This window comes from Streptomyces sp. MAI_2237 (assembly GCF_054189285.1).
Genome location: NZ_JAJPGQ010000003.1, coordinates 2959620 through 2977438 on the forward strand (window position 1 = coordinate 2959620; position 17819 = coordinate 2977438).

The window sequence follows — 17819 nt, forward strand, 5'->3', positions numbered from 1 at the left end:
CCGGCGGCCGGGTGCCGACCCCGCCGCCGGCTCACGGCACCTTGCGCTGCGCCAGCACCGACAGCAGCAGCGCGCCCGGCAGCAGCGGCAGCCAGACCGTCAGGACGCGGTAGCCGATCACCGCCGTCGTGGCCGGCTCCACGGGGGCGCCGTACGCGCCGGAGAGCGTGAACACCCGGGCCGCGTCGACGGGCCGATGCCGCCGTGGGCCGGGACGGAACCGACCGCGGTGCTGGCGGCCAGGAACCCGAAGGCGACCTGCGCCCAGGTCAGCGGCAGACCCAGCGCGGCCCCCACACAGAAGATCACCGTCGCCTGGAGCACGGGTGCCGCCGCCGCGCCGCCCCACGGGGCGAGAACCCGGGCGGGACGGCGGTGCAGCGCCCGTACGTCCGTCAGCGCGGCACGGGCGCACTCAAGGACCGGGCGCCGCAGGGGCGGCACGGTCGTCGCCGGCACGACGCTCGTCACCCCGGCCAGCAGCACCCCCGACCCGACCAGCGTCGACGTGCGGCCGTCCGGCAGGAGGGCGCCGAGGCGCAGCAGCCGGGCGAGGTCATCAGGAAGGCGAGCAGCACCAGCGTCTTCGCGACCGGCCGCACCAGCGAGCAGAGGGCCAGTGAGGCGGTCGCGCGGGCGAGCGGGACGCCCTGGCCGCGCAGGAAGCGCAGGGTGACGGCGTGGGCTCCGAGGCTCGTCGGCAGGACGTGGTCGGCGGCGCCGGCGGCGAACTGCGAGGCGATCAGCAGCCGAGGCGGTCGCGCGGGCGAGCGGGACGCCCTGGCCGCGCAGGAAGCGCAGGGTGACGGCGTGGGCTCCGAGGCTCGTCGGCAGGACGTGGTCGGCGGCGCCGGCGGCGAACTGCGAGGCGATCAGATGCCCCGTCGGAGCCGCTCGGGCAGCGCACCCTGCCGTACGCACGCGGCCGGCAGCCAGGTCAGACAGGTGAAGAACAGCGCGGCCAGCATCCACCCCGGGTCGGCGGACCCGAGCCGCACGGTGCCGTCGGACACGGTCCGCCAGTCCACCGCCGCCCAGACCCCGAGCAGGACAGGGGGCAGCAGGACGAGCAGGCGGCGGAGCAGGCGGCGGGGGGCGGGGAGGAGGCCGGTGAGGGCAACGGGGAAGACGGCGGCCGGAGCGAGGGCGGGGGTGGCGAGCAGTCCGCGGGGTTCGTCGAGCGGCGGTGGGGGCACGGCGCACGTCGTCCTTTCACGTCGGCCCCGGACCGCGGCGCGGCACGGGGCGTGGCGGGGGCGAGGCGGAGGGGACGGCGGGACCGTTCCCTCCCGGCGTGACGGGGTGGTGTCCGGGAGCCTGAGCGGGGCGGGCGAATCAGCGACGCCGCAGACATGGCGGACATGGCGGACAGGGGGGACACTGGCCGAGGACGGCCCGCCCCGTGAATCAATCATCCAATTAAGGGTTGACTTCTGGATGATTGAGTCAGAAGAATTCTAGAGGTGAGCTCCGCGCACATCTTCGAGACCCAGCCCCCGTCTCCCGTCTCCTCCGAGCTGGACGAGGCGGTGCACCGCTGCCTCGTCGCCGGTTTCGAAGGCACCACGACCTTCCCCGACACCCTCAAGCGGCTCATCGACCGCGGGCTCGGCGGAGTCATCCTCTTCACCCGCAACGTCCGCGACGCGGAGCAGGTCCGCGAGCTGACCGACGCACTGCGGGCGATCCGGCCCGACCTGCTCGTCGCGATCGACAACGAGGGCGGCGGCATCGGCCACCTGGTCACCGCGGGCGCCCCCGACGTCCCCGGCTCCTACGCCCTCGGCGTCGTCGACGACCCGAACCTCACCGCCCGCTGCGCGGACGCCCTCGCCGGTCACCTCGCCACCCTCGGCGTCACCGCCTCCTACGCCCCCGTCGCCGACCTCCAGCACCATGCGCGTAACCCCCTCGTGCGCACCCGCTCCTTCGGCGCCGACCCCGAACTCGCCGCCCGCCACCTGCGGGCCTGGATCGCCGCCACCGAGGCCCGGTCCATCGCCTCCTGCGCCAAGCACTTCCCCGGCCACGGCGGCACCGAGACCGACAGCCACCACGACATCGCCGTCGACCCGCGGCCGTACGGCGAACTGCTCACCGATCTCGAACCGTTCCGCGCGGCCGTCGCCGCCGGTGTGCCGATGCTGATGAGCGCCCACGTCGTCTACCCGGCGCTCGACACCAACCGCCCCGCCACCCTCAGCCGCCGCATCCTCGGCGACATCCTCCGCCTCGACCTCGGTTTCGAAGGCGTCCTGGTCAGTGACGCGCTGGAGATGAAGGCGATCGCCGACCGTTACGGCGAGGCGGCCGGCGCCCGGATCGCGCTCGCCGCGGGCGCGGACCAGGTCGTCGTGGCCGTACCGGACCTGGAGGTCTCGCTCGGCTGCCGCGACGAGGTCCTGGACGCGGTGCGCTCGGGCCGGCTGACCGAGGAGCGGATCATGGAGGCGGCCGGCCGGGTGCGGCGGCTCGCCGAGCGGTACGCGAAGCCGGTCGCCGGACCGGTCGCCGCCTGGGACGCCGGGGCCGGCGCGGAGGCGGCCCGCCGCGCGGTACGGGCCCGGGGCGTGCCGTCCCCGGTGCCCGGCGCCCACCTCGTCGACCTCTTCCCGCCGCCGCATCCCGCCCTCAACTGGGGCGGCGAGGACCTGCTGAGCGAGCTGCGGCAGGCCGACCCCACGGCGGGCGGCACCGCGGTCAGTGGGGAGCCGGCCGACCCCGCCGCCCTCGCCGACGGCATCCTGCGCATCTCGGCCAGGGCGCCGCTGGTCGTGGCCACGTGCGACGCCGGGCTGCACCCCTGGCAGGCCCGGCTGCGCGACGCCCTGCTGGCCCGGCGTCCGGACGCGATGCGGGTGGACACCGGGCTGCCGGAGGGCGGCGCCCTCTGCTCCTACGGGCGGGGACGGGTCAACCTGCGGGCCGTGGCCGAGGTGCTGGCCGGCGTCTGAGGTCGGCCCGTCAGGGCAGCCGTACGATCCTGTCGATGCCCCGCGCCGCCAAGTGACCGGCGTCGTCCGCCCGTCGGCGAGCACCACCGCCGGACGGCCGCCCTCCGCACGCAGCCGCGTCCACGCCTCGAAGTCCACGTCGTGGGAGCACCACCACGTCACGCCCCACGGGCGCGCGCACTCGGCCGCGTTGAGGAGGGTGGCGCGGGCGAGGTGCGGGGCGTCGGCGGCCGGGATGTGGGGTTCCGGGGCGCCGGTCTCCTGGACCCGGACCGGGCGGGAGGGGGCGTCGGCGTACGCCTCGGCGAGCTCCGTGCCGTACTCGGCGAGGTGCAGCACCTCGAAGGAGCGGGGGCCCTAGCGGCGGGCGCAGTTCGCCGAGAACACCCACGGGTGGACGGTCGTCACATCGCCCTTGCGGGCCGAGGCCTCGGGGGTGAACGGGTGGTCGTCGCCGTACCAGGCCGCGTCGTACACGGAATGGGTGGCCAGCCGGCTTTCGCGCAGCCCCTCGCGGGCCGCCGCCAGCAGCGTGTCGAGGTAGTGGTCCACCTCCGCCGGTGTCACCGGGTTGTGCTCGACCAGGTTGTTGAGCTCGTTGCCGAGCTGCAGGCCGATGAGGTTCGGGCGGTCGGCCAGGGCGTGGCCGAGGGTGCGCAGCAGCCGTGCCTGGGCCTCGATCGCCTCGGGGTCGGTGAAGGCGTCGCGGTGGTGCCGGCCGCGGGTCCACTCGGGGTAGAAGTCGAAGCTCGACAGATGGCCCTGGACGCCGTCGGCCATGACGTCGAGGCCGGTCTCGGCCGCCAGGTCCACCAGGCGCAGGAGCTGGTCGACGGCGGCCGTGCGGATGAGGGTGCGGTTGGGCTGGAGCAGCGGCCACAGGTGGAAGACCCGGATGTGGTCGAGGCCGAGTGCGGGCGTCCGGGCGAGGTCCTCGCGGGCGTGTTCCGGGTCGAAGTCGTGCCAGGAGTGGAACCAGCCGCGGCGGGGCGTGTGGTTGACGCCGAAGCGGACTGCGGGGATGGGATCCTCCTCGGGCCGGGGCCGGTCCCCGGAACGGAGCGCGTCCGTCAGGGGACGGGTCTTGTCCTCGTTGAATGTATCAACCACCATGGCCGGTAATGAATAGCGATTTGAACCAAGCTGTGGGTGGGGCGGCACCGGAGCCGGGCCCGGCAGAAGCTTCGAGCGGGGCGCGAGCGCTGGTGGTCGGCCTCGACGCCGGCGGCACCCGCACCCGTGCCGTGCTGGCCGACGCCGCCGACGGCCGCACCCTCGGCGAGGGCGCCGCCGGTCCGGGCAACGCCCTGACCGTCCCGCTGCCCCGGCTCACCGAGCACCTCGCCCAGGCCGTCGCCCGCGCCGTGCCGGAGTCCGCGCGAGGCGCCGTCGCCGCCGTGGCCGGCGGTTTCGCGGGCGCCACGGGCGCCGACGAGGCCGACCCCGGGCGGCGCAACGCCCTGACCGCCCTCACGACCGCCCTGCGCCGGCTGGATATCGCCACCGAACGGCTCACCGTCAGCAGCGACATCGAGGCCGCCTTCGCCTCCGCGCCCGGCGCACCGGCCGACGGGCTGGCCCTGGTCGCCGGCACGGGCGCGGTCGCGATGCGCATCGCCGACCGCCGCTGCGCGTTCACCGTCGACGGCGACGGCTGGCTCCTCGGCGACGACGGCAGCGGCTTCTGGATCGGCCGCGAGGCGGTGCGGGCCGCGCTGCGGATGGCCGACGGGCGGGGCGGCGGGACGGTGCTGGCGCGAGCGGTGGGACAGGCGCTGGGGCTGCCGGCACGGGTGCTGCCGGGGAGCGGTTCCGTGGGCCGTCGCGGCGCCGACGGCTCGTCCGCCTGTTCCGGGGCGGACGAGCCGTCGAACGGCGACTGGACGCGGGCCGCGCGCGAGGCCTACCGGGCGCATCTGCTGCCCGTCGTCATGGCCGAGGCGCCGACCCGGCTCGCGCGGCTGGCTCCGCTGGTGGCCGAGGCGGCCCGGGAGCGGGACACCCTCGCGCAGCAGATCCTCGACCGGGCGGCCGACCATCTGGCCGACGCCGTGCGGGCGTTGGCGCCACTGCCGGGGGAGCGACTCGTCGTCACCGGCGGCCTGCTCGGCCCCGACGGCCCGCTGACCGCCCCCCTCACCATCCGCCTGACCGCCCTCGGCCTCACCCTCGACCGGGTCACCGACGGCTGCGCGGGAGCGGTGTCCCTCGCCCGTCTCTCCCTCTGACCGCACCCCGAGAGGACCGGCCTCATGCCGACTCCCCAGCCCGCGGCCACCCGCGCGCCCGAGGACGGCCCCCGCTACCGCGACACTGCTGCGGGAGAGCTGGGGGTTCGAGGCGATCGCCGAGGTGCTGCTCGGGCGGGCCGAACCGGCCCGCCGGCTGCCCGTGTCCCTCCCACGTTCGGCGGCCCAACGCCCCGTGTTCTACAACCACAAGGACAGACGGTACGGCCGTCGAGGCGGGGCGGCCCGTAGTGGGAGGCCGTGTACGACAGCCCGTGGCAGAAGACGTGGCGCGGCTCGGCGCTCTCGTCGACGTAGCCGCCGTACTCGTTACCGTCGACGTCACCAACTCCGGTGACCGGCCCGGGCAACCATCTTTACGTCTCACTGGTGGTTCATCCATGCGACGCGGAGGGTGCGAAGGACGCGCGAGGGCTCACCTCGTCCGGCGCGACTTCACCGCGTGCTGCGGCGTGATGTGGTCGGTGAGCGCCAGGGAGGCGCTCGCGCGCTGGTAGGAGAGCTGGGCGACGCGGACGTACAGACAGTCGACGATCATCAGGACCGAGTGCCGGCCGCCGATGCTGCCGGTGCGGAAGCTGGTCTCCGAGGCGGCCGAGATCAGCCGGACGTCGGCGGCCCGGGCCAGCGGCGAACGCGGGTCGGTGGTGATGGCGACGGCCGTGGCGCCGCGCTCGCGGGCCATCTCGAACGGCTCCAGGGTCTCGCGGGTCGCGCCGGAGTGGGAGATCCCGATCGCCACGTCGGCCGGGGTGAGCAGGGCCGCGGAGGTGGCCGCCCCGTGCACCTCGGTCCAGCCGCGCACCGCGCAGCCGATGCGGAACAGCCGGGTCTCCGTCTCCTGCGCCACCGCGCCGCTGCCGCCGACGCCGTACACGTCGATGCGGCGGGCCTTGGCCAGCGCCTGGGCCGAGCGCTCCAGTGCGTCCAGGTCGATGCGGTCGACGGTCTGCTGGATCGCGCGCAGGTCCGCGCTGCCGACGATCTGGACGACCTTCTCCAGGCTGTCGTCCGGCGAGATCTCGGAGATGATCTCGGCGGAACCCCAGTCGGACGCCTCGCCCCGGCCGCGCTCCTGCGCCAGCTCGATCAGCAGGTGCTGGTAGGAGTCGAGGCCGATCGCCCGGCAGAAGCGGGTCACCGTCGCCTGCGAGGTCCCGGTGCGGCGGCCCAGCTCGGCGGCCGAGCAGTGGGTGACGGCCGCGGGGTCCGCCAGGATCAGCTCGCCGACCTTCCTCAGGGAGCCGGCCAGCCGCGGCAGCTCGGTGCGGATCAGTGTGGTGACGTCCGTCGAGGGCATGAGGAGAAGGTATCAGCCACCCCTGAGGGCATGATGTGAATACCAGGACCGGATCAAGGCCCCGATCACGTGGTTCACGCTGGCTCGTTGCCCGCCGCCCCGGCCGTGTGATCTATTGATTCACCAGCGGGTAGTACAGGGTGGTTCGATCCACCAGTGGGGAGTGTCGCGTGTCCGTCGAGTCTGTGAGCGCCGAGGGCTTCGCGCGGGAGAGCCTGGCCGTCCTGACGCGGATCACCGCCTCCGGGCGTGAGGAGGTCGCGGGCGCCGCCGGGCTCATCGCCGACTGCGTGCGCTCCGAGGGCGTGATCCAGGCCTTCGGCACCGGCCACTCCCAGGCCATCGTCCTCGAACTCGCCGGACGCGCGGGCGGGTTGGTGCCCACCAACCGCCTGAGCATCGCCGACCTCGTGCTCTACGGCGGCGAGGACCCCGCTGTCCTCGACGACCCGCTCCTGGAGCGCAGGGCGGGGGTGGCCGAGCGGCTGTACGGCCTCGCCGCGCCACGCCCCCAGGACCTGTTCGTGATCATCTCCAACTCGGGCGTCAACAACGTCGTCGTGGAGACGGCGCTGCTCGCCAAGGAGCACGGGCACCCGCTGCTGGCCATCACCTCGCTCAGCCACACCCGGGCCGTCCCGGCCGGACACGCCAGTGGCAGGAAGCTCGCCGACATCGCCGACGTCGTGCTCGACAACCGGGCGCCGCGCGGGGACGCGCTGCTGGAACTGCCCGACGGCGGCTCGGTGTGCGCGCTGTCCACCCTGACCGGTGTGATGCTGGTGCAGATGGCGGTGGCCGAGGCGTCCAGGATGCTGCTCGACGCCGGGGAGCGGCCGCCGGTGTACGTCTCGGCCAACGTGCCCGGCGGCTTCGAGGGCAACCTGGAACTGGAGAAGCGGTACGCCGGCCGGATCAGGCGCACCGCCGGTTAGCCGGGTGAGCGGCCTTCCTCCCTCCCCGTGGGGGTCCCGCCCCACAAGTGTCGGTGTTGTGGCGTGGGTCACACCAGGTCTAGGGTGAAAGCGCTTGGAGGCCCCGCCGGGGCGCGCCGATCGGCGGCGCGCGACCGGACCGGCTCCGGGCGAGGGAAGTGATCTCGTTGTCCGTCCCCTGGGACGACATCGGCGGGCTCGTCGATGCCCATGAACGATTCCTGGCCGGTGCGCTCGTCGAGGCGGACGTACGGGGCCCCGTGCTCGAGTCCTGGAAGCGGTGCCGCTCCGCGGGGCTCGAACCGGACCGGCTCCTCGTCCCCTACGCGCCCGACGTGCGTATGGACGAGCGGCTCCTGCGGGCGGCCGAGCCGGTGCTGCGGACGCTGACCGCCTCGCTGGCCGACGTGGGCATGGCCGTCGCGCTGTGCGACGCCCGGGGGCGCATGGTGCGGCGGTTCGGCGGCGACCGGCGGCTGCGCGACCGGCTCGACGCGGTCAGCTTCGCCCCCGGTTTCGACGCCTCCGAGCCGGTGGTCGGCACCAACGGCATCGGCACCGCCCTCGCCGAACGCGGCCCCGTCTACGTGGTCGGCCGCGAGCACTTCGCCGACTGCCTGCAGCCCTTCGCCTGCGCGGGCGCCCCCGTGCGCGATCCGCTCAGCGGGCGCATCGAGGCCGTCCTGGACCTGACCTGTCTGCGGGACGACGGCGACCCCACCATGGTGCGGCTGGTCCGCGAGGCCGCCCGCGACATCGAGGCCCCGGATGCTGGAGCAGGCGACGCGACGCGAACGGGCGCTGCTCGCCGCGTACCGGCGGGCCGGGCCGGCACCGGGCGGCATGGGGCGGCGGGACGAGCGCGGCGACGGGGACGGGGTCGCACTGGGCCGCATCGACCTCGCGTTCCTGCGGGAACGCGCCGAGGAACTGCTCGCCTCCCCGCGCCGGACGCTGGACGAGGTCGCGCTGCCGGGCGGCCGGGTGGCCACCCTGCTGCGGCGCCTGGTCCGCGGTGCGGACGGCGAGTTGGGAGTGGCGGTCGAGGCCCGTGTCTCCGGCGGGACGCGAGTGACGGGGCTGGGCGGGACGGCGGCCGCACCGGACACGGACGCCGGCGCAGGACCGTTGTCGGGTGCTGGTGCTGGTGCTGGTGCTGGTGCTGGTGCTGGTGCCGGTGTCGGTACCAGCGTGCGTGACAGTGCTGGTACCGGCGTCCGTGGCGAGATGCGCGCGCCCAAGGCGCCCGCCGTGTCCGCACGTCTGGTCACCACGTCCGTACCACCCACTCCCTCTGCCACCGCTCCTCCCGAGACCGTCGGGGACATCCTCGGCGGTGGCGGCAGCCGGCTGCTGCTGGTGGGGGAGCCCGGCGTCGGGCGGCTGGCCGTGCTCGCGCGCAGGCGGCTGGAGCTGCTGCACGAGGCCGGGGTGCGCATCGGCACCACCCTCGACGTGGCGCGCACCGCCGAGGAACTGACGGAGGTGACCGTCCCCCGGTTCGCCGACTTCGTCGCCGTGGACCTGCCCGACGCGGTGCTGCGGGGCGAGGAGCCCGGACCGCTCGGGGCGAAGACCCGGCTGCGCCGGGTGGCCCTGGGCGCCGTGCACGAGGAGTCCCATCTGTGGTCCGTGGGCGACGCCGTCGCGTACGTGGCGTCCACGCCGCAGGCCCGCTGCCTGGAGAGCGGACGGGCCGTGCTGGAACCCGTGCTCTCGGACTCGGGCGGCTGGCGGGCGCAGGACCCCTCGCGGCTGGAGCGGGCCCTCGCGGCCGGCATACACTCCCTGATCACCGTGCCGCTCCGGGCCCGCGGCGCGACCCTCGGCGCGGTCTCCTTCTACCGGTCAGAGAAGCCCGCCCCCTTCGAGGACGACGACCTCTCCCTCGCCCAGGAGCTGACGAGCCGCGCGGCGATCTGCATCGACAACGCCCGCCGCTACACCCGCGAGCACCACACCGCCCTCACGTTGCAGCGCAGCCTGCTGCCCAGGGGGCGGCCGGAGCAGAGCGCCGTCGAGGTCGCCCACCGCTACCTGCCCGCGCAGGCGGGCGTGGGCGGCGACTGGTTCGACGTGATCCCGCTGTCCGGCGCCCGGGTGGCGCTGGTCGTCGGGGACGTCGTCGGGCACGGCCTGCACGCGGCCGCCACCATGGGCCGGCTGCGCACCGCCGTGCACAACTTCTGCGCCCTGGACCTGCCGCCCGACGAACTCCTCACCCACCTCGACGACCTCGCCGGGCGCCTGGACCGGGGCGAGAGCTGGGCGGTGGAGGGCGGCCCGGCCGACTCCGGCATCGTCGGGGCGACCTGCCTCTACGCCGTCTACGATCCGGTGTCCCGGCGCTGCACCCTCACCCGCGCCGGGCACCCCCTGCCCGCGGTGGTACGGCCGGACGGCACCGTCGAGTTCGTGGACCTGCCCGCCGGTGCGCCCCTGGGCCTGGGCGGCATGCCCTTCGAGACCGTCGAGCTGGAGCTGGCCGAGGGCAGCCAACTGGTGCTCTACACCGACGGGTTGGTGGAGGACCGGCTCCGGGACATCGACGCCGGACTGGACCGGCTGCGCGCCGTCCTGGCCGTTCCCGAACGGGCCCCGGAGGAGACCTGCGAGGCCGTCCTCGACGCCCTGCTGCCGGCCCGGCCGACGGACGACGTGGCCCTCCTCGTAGCCCGCACCCATGTCCTCGGCCCGGACCGGGTCGCCCAGTGGGACCTGCCCAGCGACCCCGCGGTCGTCTCCCGCGCCCGCACCGCCGCCACCGAACAGCTCACCGCCTGGGGGCTGGACGACCTCGCCTTCACCACCGAACTGGTCGTCAGCGAACTGGTCACCAACGCCATCCGGCACGCCCACGGCCCCGTCCAGCTGCGCCTGTTGCGCGACCGCGCGCTGATCTGCGAGGTCTCCGACCGCTCCGGCACCTCCCCCCGCCTGCGCCGGGCCCGCAACGAGGACGAGGGCGGCCGCGGGCTGTTCCTGGCCGCCCGGCTCACCGAGCGATGGGGCACCCGGTACACGCCGGAGGGCAAGGTGATCTGGACGGAACAGCCGCTGCCCTGAGGCTCACCAGCCCGTCAGCAGCAGGTGGTTGACGAGCAGCGCCAGCACCGCCTGGGCCGCGAGCCAGACGCGCGGCCGGGGCAGCGCCGCGCACGCCGGAAGCAGCCAGAGCGCGAACGGCAGCCAGATGCGCTCCGTCTCCGCCTTGCTCATCCCGGACAGGTCGGCGACCAGCACGGCGAGGAGTGCGGCGGCCACGAGCGTGCCGAGGGGATCGGCACGCGACACCCACGTGCCGCCGAGGGCATCGGCGCGCGACACCCACGTACGGCGCAGGCCCGCCACCGTCGCCGGGCCGACGATGAACACCGTGCAGGCCAGGTTGGCCCACACCCAGTAGCCGTACGGCCTTACCCCGCCCGCTCCTTGGCGGTAGCGGGTGACCAACAGGCGGTACGCCTCCCACCAGTCGAAGCCCAGCGCGGTGAACACGACCGGGACGATGACGAGTCCGGCGAGGAGGAAGGGCAGGGGGCGGGTGCGGCGGTGGCCGAGGAGCAGGACGGCCGCCGCGAGCAGCGCGAACAGGGTGAGGCCGTAGGACAGATAGGCGGTCAGCCCGAACAGCAGGCCCGAGGCGAAGCCGGCCGCGGCCGGACGGCGGCCGGTGACCGCCAGCGCCAGGAACGCCACCGCCCAGGCGGCGACCGCGGTGAAGTACCCGTCGGCCGACGTGCCCACCCACACCGCACCCGGCATCAGCACCAGGAACGGCGCGGCGCGACGGGCGCGTTGCTCGTCGGCGAGCGCCCGCAGGGTGATCAGGACCGCCACCGCGGCGGTCGTACCGACCGTGATCACGAACGCGCCCGCCCAGCCGCCGCCGCGCAGGCCCCGCGTGGTCGAGGAGGACGAAGGTGAGGGTGGCGCCCGGCGGGTGGCCGGCGACATGGGCGGGCCAGTTGGCGGGCGCGTCGATCAGGATGTGGTGGTCGAAGTCCCGCAAGGCGCGCGGGATGTCGTGGAAGCGGTCGATCACCCGCAGGTACTCGTTGCGGGTCGTCAACTGCTCGGCGACGCCCCGGAACCAGCCGTCGACGAGCGCGAGCGACCACGTCCAGGCCAGGGACGCGCCCCACCCGGCCAGGAGCACGGCACGCCAGGGGAGGCGGGCGGCGAGCGCCGGGCCGTAGGCGACGGCCGCGACCGCCACGGCGAGCGCGGCCGGGGTGCCGGGGCCCACGTGCGGGTCCCAGGTCGCCAGGAGCGGCGGCCAGCCGACGCGGAGCGAGCCGTCACGATGCTCGATCGCGGTGCCGATCGTCACCGCCGCCAGGACGAGGAGCGCGGCCGCCGCGACGGCGTACAGATCGCGGCGCAGCGCACGGCGGGGAGGGTGCGGAGGAGGTGGGGACACGCCGACGACGCTAGGGCGCGCGGCGCCGTCCGGAGCGCTGACATGCGCGGACGTCAGAGTTTCGTCATGGTTCGCGAGCCCCTTCCCGGGGGCGCGCGGACCTACGGTCGGGGCATGGAACCGTCGCGTTTCTCTCCCTTCTCCCCCCGCTTCTGGCGCAGCCCGCTGCGGGGCCCCTGGCTCACCTCGGTGCTCGGTGTCGTCCTGCTCGTCGGGATCACCGTGCTGTTCGTGACCGGGCTGCTGTCCTACGCCGCGTACAACCCGGGCCTGTCCCCGGTGAACGACAAGACGCCGGACAAGGGCGTCCTCGGCTTCTACCTCTTCGCCTGGCCGACCCACCCGCACTGGCTGTACCGGCTCACCCAGGGCGTGCACGTCACCCTCGGCATCACCCTGATCCCCGTCCTGCTGGCCAAGCTGTGGTCGGTCGTGCCCAGGCTGTTCACGCTGCCGCCCGCCCGCTCCCTGGCCCACGCCCTGGAACGCCTCTCCCTGCTGCTGCTCGTCGGCGGCGGCCTGTTCGAGTTCGTCACCGGCGTGCTCAACGTCCAGCTGGACTACGTCTTCCCCGGCTCCTTCTACCCGCTGCACTTCTACGGCGCCTGGATCTTCTTCGCCGCGTTCGTCGCCCACGCCGTGCTGAAGACGCCGGCCGCCCTGCGCAATCTGCGGCGCATGCGGGAGGAGCGGGCCGAGCCGGCGGAGGGCGCCGAGCGCGCCGAGCCGACCGGGCTGACCGCCCCGGACCCGGACCCGGAGACCGTCTCCCGGCGCGGTGCGCTCGGCCTGGTCGGCGGCGGCTCGCTTCTGCTGTTCGCCACCACGGCCGGGCAGAGCTCCGACGCACTGCGCTGGACGGCGCTCTTCGCCCCGCACGGCCGCCGCGACCCGGGCTCCGGACCCGGCGGCTTCCAGATCAACAAGACCGCCGCCTACGCCGGGATCCGCCCCGCCGAGACCGCCGGCGACGCCTGGCGGCTGGTGGTGCGGGGGCGCGGCGGAACCGTCCGGCTCAGCCGGGCCGAGCTGCTTCACCTGCCCCTGCACAGCGCTGCGTTGCCCATCGCCTGCGTCGAGGGCTGGTCGACCTCCGACCAGTGGTGGCGTGGCGTACGGCTGCGGGACCTCGCCGCGCTCGTCGGCCATGACACCGATCCGCCGGACGTCCTCGTCGAGTCGCTGCAACGGCACGGCGCCTTCCGCCGGGCCGCCCTGCGGGCCAACCAGGTCGCCGACCCCCGCTCCCTGCTCGCCCTGTCCGTCAACGGCGAGGACCTCACCCCCGACCACGGCCACCCGGCGCGGATCATCGTGCCCGCGGCACCCGGTGTGCTCAACACCAAGTGGGTGGCCGAACTGACCTTCGGAGACCTGTGATGCGCCCCAGGATCGTCCTCGGCAGCCCGCTCCAACTCCTGCTGCTCGTCTGCTCGTTCGCGCTCGCCGCCTATGCGGGCGTGCGCCTGCTGGACGGCGACTGGTTCGGCGTCGCGCTGTGGGTCGTGGGCGCGGCGCTCCTGCACGACCTGGTGCTGCTTCCGCTGTACGCGGCGGCGGACCGCGCCCTGGTGAAGGGCGCCGGAGCGCGCGGGCGGCGGGCGGTGGCCTACGTGCGCGTGCCCGCCGCGCTGTCGCTGCTGCTCCTGCTCGTGTGGTTCCCGCTGATCAGCGGGCAGGTGGCGGGCCGTTACGGCCACGCCACCGCACTGTCCTCGGACGGCTATCCGGCCCGCTGGCTGCTGGTGACCGCGGCGCTGTTCGGCGGCTCGGCGCTGCTGTTCGCGCTGCGGGCGTCACGCCGGCGCAGGGCGACGAAGCAGCGGCCGCCGGCCGCCCACTGATCGACGGCACGCCAGCCCGCGCGCTCCGCGAGGCGCAGCAGGGCCGGCGTGCCGATCCGCGCCCAGGGGAACGGGCTCCCGACGGCCCCCCTGGCGTCGGTGACCCGCACCCGCACCCGCTCGTCGACATCCGTCCCGGGCACCGTCTCGACGATCAGCAGACCGTCGGCGGACAGGAGTTGGGACATCCGGTCGAGCAGTGCGACCGGCTCGCCGCCGATGCCCACGTTGCCGTCGATCAGCAGCGCGGTGCCCCAGCGGCCCTCGCCGGGCAGGGACTCGAAGACGGAGCGGCGCAGGGCCTGACCGCCGAGGCGGTTCGTGCGCGCGACGGCCGCCGCGCTCACGTCGATGCCGAGCACCGGCCGGCCGAGGGCGCCCAGCGCGGCGACCAGGCGGCCCGGTCCGCAGCCGACGTCCAGCACGGCGCCCTCGCAGCGCCGCAGCACCTGCAGATCGACGGCGTCGGCCTCCGCACACCACCGCTCCACGTCCAGCGGCAGCAGCCAGCCGTCGGCGCGCCGCAGGAACAGCGGGCCCCGGCCGGTGCGCAGGGCACGGGAGTAGGGGTCGTTGGACCAGCTTGCGGACTCCCGCGCGCTGTCCGGCTGGCGACCGATCCGGACTCCGGTCGCCTCCCGTACGCCGCTCATCGGCCCACCGGAGCCAGGCGCGCCAGTTCGGTGGCGAAGCGCCCCTCCGGCGCCGCCTTCGCGACCAGGTCCGCGTCGTCGGCGGTGTCCACGTCCCGCAGCTCCGGCAGGTCCCGCACGCGCAGGCCGTTCAGGCGGGCGCGCTGGGCGGCGCCGGTGAACGGCGTCGACATCGGCACGCCCCGCAGCAGCCCGGGGTCCGGTTCGGCCAGGCCCAGGGCCCAGAAGCCGCCGTCCGCGGCGGGACCGAAGTACGCGTCGCAGCCGGCGAAGTCGACGGTGAGGAGGGCGGGGGTGACCTGGGGGGTGTCCATGCCGACGAGGAGGGCCGGGCCGTCGCACTGCGCGAAGGCAGCGGCCAGCCGCTCGTCCAGACCGCCCGGGCACTGCCGTACGACGTCGAAGCCGGGCGGCAGCCAGGGGCCGGGCTCGCCTTCCAGGACGAGTACGCGGCGGCGGGCCGGCGTGCGCGCGACCACGTCCAGCGTGTCGGCGAGCGCCGCCTCGGCCAGCCCCGCGGCCTCCTGGGGGGTGAACGGCGGCGTCAGCCTGGTCTTGACCCGGCCGGGGCGGGGCTCCTTGGCGATGACGAGCAGGGTGACCGGGGGCGTCACGGGCAGGTTCCTTCCGGTACGCGGGGTGCCACGGGCGGCTCGGACAGCACCCGGCTCATGTCCCGCACCGCCTGCCAGGTGCCGCGCCAGGTGCCGGTCACCTTCGAGGCGCCGGTGCGCGGGAGGTAGGGGACGTCGTACTCGGCGATGCGCCAGCCGGCGTCGGCGGCGCGGACGACCATCTGCAGGGGGTAGCCGCTGCGCCGGTCGGTGAGGCCGAGGCCGAGCAGGGCCTCGCGCCGGGCGGCGCGCAGCGGGCCCAGGTCGTGCAGGCGGACGCCAGTGCGGCGGCGCAGCAGCCGGGTGACGGCGAGGTTGCCGGCGCGGGCGTGCGCGGGCCAGGTGCCGCGGCTCGCGGGGCGGCGCCTGCCGAGGACCAGGTCGGCCTCGCCCGCGGCGATCCGGCGCACGAAGGGCACCAGGCCGGCCGGGTCGAGGGAGGCGTCGCAGTCGCAGAAGCAGACGACGTCGGCCGTGGCGGCGGCCAGACCCGCATGGCAGGCGGCGCCGAAGCCCCGGCGTTCCTCGCGTACGACGCTCGCGCCGAGGGCCCGGGCGACGTCGGCCGACCCGTCCGTGGAACCGTTGTCGACCACGAGGGCGCGCCAGCCGGGCGGGATGCGTTCCAGTACCCAGGGGAGGGCCTCGGCCTCGTCGAGACAGGGAAGGACGACGTCCACGGACGTCGTCGGGGGTGCTGCGGAGGATGGACTCGTCACGGCTCTCACCCTACGATCACGAAACGGACAAAAAGGGCGCGGGCTTCTTACGAAACACGGACGTCGACGGGCGTGCGGAGGTGGCGAGTTGCCCGCCGCGCGAGGTCGTTCGCGGGCCGGGGGTTTCTTACGGAAGTCGGACGTTCGGCCGGTGGTGGCGCGGCCCGGGGCGGGGGATGCGAGGCTGGCTGCATGGAACTGCAGCAACACGGGTGGGGCGGGGCCCGGGTCCTCGTCGTCGACGACGACCCCACCGTCGCCGAGGTCGTCACCGGCTATCTCGACCGGGCCGGATACGTCGTCGACCGGGCCGGTGACGGCCCCGACGCCCTCGCCCGGGCCGAGGCCCACTGGCCGGACCTCGTCGTCCTCGACCTGATGCTGCCCGGCATGGACGGCCTGGAGGTGTGCCGGCGCATGCGCGGCCGCGGCCCCGTGCCGGTCATCATGCTCACCGCCCGCGGCGACGAGGACGACCGCATCCTCGGCCTGGAGGTCGGCGCCGACGACTACGTCACCAAGCCCTTCAGCCCGCGCGAACTGGTGCTCCGCGTGGAGTCCGTGCTGCGCCGCACCCGGCCCTCCCAGCCCTCCGCCGCCCTGCGCGCGGCCGGCCTCTCGGTCGACCCCTCCGCTCGCCGCGCCCTCAAGGGCGGCACCGAACTCGCCCTCACCATCCGTGAGTTCGACCTTCTCGCCTTCTTCCTGCGCAATCCCGGCCGGGTCTTCAGCCGCGAGGACCTGATGCGCGAGGTGTGGGGCTGGGACTTCGGCGACCTGTCGACCGTGACCGTCCATGTGCGGCGGCTGCGCGGCAAGGTGGAGGACGATCCGGCCCGGCCCCGCCTGATCCAGACCGTGTGGGGCGTCGGCTACCGCTTCGACGCCGCGGACCAGGGGGCCTGACCGTGCGCGCCAACCTGCTCATCGCCCTGTTCGCCTTCCTCGGCGCCGCCGTGGCCGGGCTGCTCGGCGCCGGTGTCCTGCTGCTCATCCGGCGCCGCTCGCTCGCCCTGCACCTCGGCGTCGTCGCGGGCGTCGGCATCACCGCCATGTTCGCGGGCACGCTCGCGGTCGCGCAGGCCATGTTCCTGTCCGGGCACGACCTGAAGGTGGTCACGACCGTCGTCGCGATGGCCGCCGTGGTCTCCCTCGCCACCGCCGTCCTCCTCGGCCGCTGGGTCGCGGCCCGCAGCCGTGCCCTCACGCTCGCCGCCCGCTCCTTCGGCGACGGCGGTGACTTCACCTCGCCCGACGGGCCCGCCACCGCCGAACTCGCCGCTCTCAGCAGGGAGTTGGAGGCCACCAGCGCCAAGCTGGCCGAGTCCAGGGACCGCGAGCGCGCCCTGGAGTCCTCGCGGCGCGAGCTGGTCGCCTGGATCTCCCACGACCTGCGTACCCCGCTGGCGGGCCTGCGCGCCATGTCCGAGGCCCTGGAGGACGGCGTCGCCGCCGACCCGCCCCGCTACCTGCGGCAGATGCGCACCGAGGTCGAACGCCTCAACGACATGGTCGGCGACCTCTTCGAGCTGTCCCGCATCCACGCGGGCGCGCTGGCGCTGAGCCCGAGCCGGATCTCCTTGTACGACCTCGTCGGCGACGCCCTCGCGGGCGCCGATCCGCTCGCCCGCGAGCACGGGGTGCGGCTGGTCGGCGACGGGGTGACGGCCGTGCCGGTCGAGGTGGACGGCAAGGAGATGAGCCGGGTCCTGGGCAACCTGCTGGTCAACGCGATCCGCCGGACGCCGGCGGACGGGACCGTCGCCGTGTCCTCGGAGCTGCGCGAGGAGGGCGTCGTGCTGTCCGTCACCGACGGCTGCGGCGGCATCCCCGAGGAGGACCTGCCGCGGGTCTTCGACACCGGCTGGCGCGGCACCCACGCCCGGACTCCCCCCGCCGGCGCGGGACTCGGCCTCGCCATCGTCCGCGGCATCGTGGAGGCCCACCAGGGCACGGCCACCGTCCGCAACGTCCCCGGCGGCTGCCGCTTCGAGGTGGTGCTGCCCGCCGCCGCTTCCTGATAGACGGGCAACACCACCAGCTCATACGGGGCCCTCACACCCCACGAGGCTTCCGCCCCGGCGCCGAGCGCCACTCGGCCCGCGGGGCTTTCACCCCCGGCGTCGGG

12 protein-coding genes and 4 pseudogenes are annotated in these 17819 nt (G+C 75.0%); 8 read left to right on the forward strand and 8 right to left on the reverse strand.

Going from position 1 to position 17819, the window contains the following annotated elements:
- Positions 1-31 precede the first annotated feature (31 nt).
- Positions 32-758 (reverse strand): annotated as a pseudogene (locus tag LN251_RS24000) (lysylphosphatidylglycerol synthase transmembrane domain-containing protein); the annotation flags it as partial.
- 129 nt (positions 759-887) lie between these two features.
- A pseudogene (locus tag LN251_RS24005) lies at positions 888-1120 on the reverse strand (UPF0104 family protein); the annotation flags it as partial.
- A 343-nt stretch (positions 1121-1463) separates the two neighbouring features.
- On the opposite strand from LN251_RS24005, the gene LN251_RS24010 reads away from it, so the two are divergent.
- Positions 1464-2954, forward strand: coding sequence for a glycoside hydrolase family 3 N-terminal domain-containing protein (locus LN251_RS24010; protein ID WP_458246185.1), 1491 nt, complete (start codon positions 1464-1466; stop codon positions 2952-2954).
- Positions 2955-2964: 10 nt separating this feature from the next.
- Here the strand turns inward: LN251_RS24010 and LN251_RS24015 are convergent.
- Positions 2965-4067 (reverse strand): annotated as a pseudogene (locus tag LN251_RS24015) (glycoside hydrolase 5 family protein).
- 92 nt (positions 4068-4159) lie between these two features.
- Here LN251_RS24015 and LN251_RS24020 point away from each other — a divergent pair.
- Positions 4160-5182, forward strand: coding sequence for an N-acetylglucosamine kinase (locus tag LN251_RS24020; RefSeq protein WP_458246186.1), 1023 nt, complete (start codon positions 4160-4162; stop codon positions 5180-5182).
- Positions 5183-5618: 436 nt separating this feature from the next.
- On the opposite strand, the gene LN251_RS24025 is transcribed toward LN251_RS24020, so the two are convergent.
- On the reverse strand, positions 5619-6503 hold the full coding sequence (locus LN251_RS24025; RefSeq protein ID WP_458246187.1) for a MurR/RpiR family transcriptional regulator: 885 nt from the start codon (positions 6501-6503) through the stop codon (positions 5619-5621).
- A gap of 170 nt (positions 6504-6673) precedes the next feature.
- On the opposite strand from LN251_RS24025, the gene LN251_RS24030 reads away from it, so the two are divergent.
- The 3 genes from LN251_RS24030 to LN251_RS24040 all read left to right on the forward strand — a co-directional run bounded on the left by LN251_RS24030 (position 6674) and on the right by LN251_RS24040 (position 10504).
- Positions 6674-7438 (forward strand): sugar isomerase domain-containing protein, encoded by a 765-nt coding sequence (locus LN251_RS24030; protein WP_458246188.1) that lies wholly within the window; start codon positions 6674-6676, stop codon positions 7436-7438.
- A gap of 413 nt (positions 7439-7851) precedes the next feature.
- Positions 7852-8637, forward strand: a complete 786-nt coding sequence (locus LN251_RS24035) for a GAF domain-containing protein (protein WP_458246784.1) — start codon at positions 7852-7854, stop codon at positions 8635-8637.
- Between the two features lie 154 nt (positions 8638-8791).
- Positions 8792-10504, forward strand: coding sequence for an ATP-binding SpoIIE family protein phosphatase (locus LN251_RS24040; protein ID WP_458246785.1), 1713 nt, complete (start codon positions 8792-8794; stop codon positions 10502-10504).
- Positions 10505-10507: 3 nt separating this feature from the next.
- Here LN251_RS24040 and LN251_RS24045 read toward each other — a convergent pair.
- Positions 10508-11861: pseudogene (locus LN251_RS24045) on the reverse strand (hypothetical protein).
- A gap of 114 nt (positions 11862-11975) precedes the next feature.
- On the opposite strand from LN251_RS24045, the gene LN251_RS24050 reads away from it, so the two are divergent.
- Complete coding sequence (locus LN251_RS24050; RefSeq protein ID WP_458246189.1) at positions 11976-13241, forward strand: molybdopterin-dependent oxidoreductase; 1266 nt, start codon at positions 11976-11978, stop codon at positions 13239-13241.
- Between the two features lie 343 nt (positions 13242-13584).
- On the opposite strand, the gene LN251_RS24055 is transcribed toward LN251_RS24050, so the two are convergent.
- The 3 genes from LN251_RS24055 to LN251_RS24065 are packed head-to-tail and all read right to left on the reverse strand — an operon-like array spanning position 13585 to position 15700.
- Positions 13585-14358, reverse strand: a complete 774-nt coding sequence (locus LN251_RS24055) for a class I SAM-dependent methyltransferase (protein ID WP_458246190.1) — start codon at positions 14356-14358, stop codon at positions 13585-13587.
- Complete coding sequence (locus LN251_RS24060) at positions 14355-14972, reverse strand: TIGR04282 family arsenosugar biosynthesis glycosyltransferase (RefSeq protein WP_458246191.1); 618 nt, start codon at positions 14970-14972, stop codon at positions 14355-14357. The genes LN251_RS24055 and LN251_RS24060 overlap by 4 nt, the downstream gene beginning before the upstream one ends.
- On the reverse strand, positions 14969-15700 hold the full coding sequence (locus LN251_RS24065) for a glycosyltransferase family 2 protein (RefSeq protein ID WP_458246192.1): 732 nt from the start codon (positions 15698-15700) through the stop codon (positions 14969-14971). Before LN251_RS24065 ends, LN251_RS24060 begins: the two co-directional genes overlap by 4 nt.
- 183 nt (positions 15701-15883) lie before the next feature.
- Here LN251_RS24065 and LN251_RS24070 point away from each other — a divergent pair, with 183 nt between their 5' ends.
- Both LN251_RS24070 and LN251_RS24075 read left to right on the forward strand, forming a co-directional pair.
- Positions 15884-16597 (forward strand): response regulator transcription factor, encoded by a 714-nt coding sequence (locus LN251_RS24070; RefSeq protein WP_458246193.1) that lies wholly within the window; start codon positions 15884-15886, stop codon positions 16595-16597.
- 2 nt (positions 16598-16599) lie between these two features.
- Complete coding sequence (locus LN251_RS24075; protein WP_404157085.1) at positions 16600-17712, forward strand: sensor histidine kinase; 1113 nt, start codon at positions 16600-16602, stop codon at positions 17710-17712.
- The last annotated feature ends 107 nt before the right edge of the window (positions 17713-17819 follow it).

Coding starts and splice junctions, on each gene's coding strand:
- LN251_RS24035 (WP_458246784.1), top strand. CDS start 7,852: ATGGCCGTCGCGCTGTGCGACGCCCGGGGGCGCATGGTGCGGCGGTTC.
- LN251_RS24055 (WP_458246190.1), bottom strand. CDS start 14,358: ATGAGCGGCGTACGGGAGGCGACCGGAGTCCGGATCGGTCGCCAGCCG.
- LN251_RS24050 (WP_458246189.1), top strand. CDS start 11,976: ATGGAACCGTCGCGTTTCTCTCCCTTCTCCCCCCGCTTCTGGCGCAGC.
- LN251_RS24070 (WP_458246193.1), top strand. CDS start 15,884: ATGGAACTGCAGCAACACGGGTGGGGCGGGGCCCGGGTCCTCGTCGTC.
- LN251_RS24025 (WP_458246187.1), bottom strand. CDS start 6,503: ATGCCCTCGACGGACGTCACCACACTGATCCGCACCGAGCTGCCGCGG.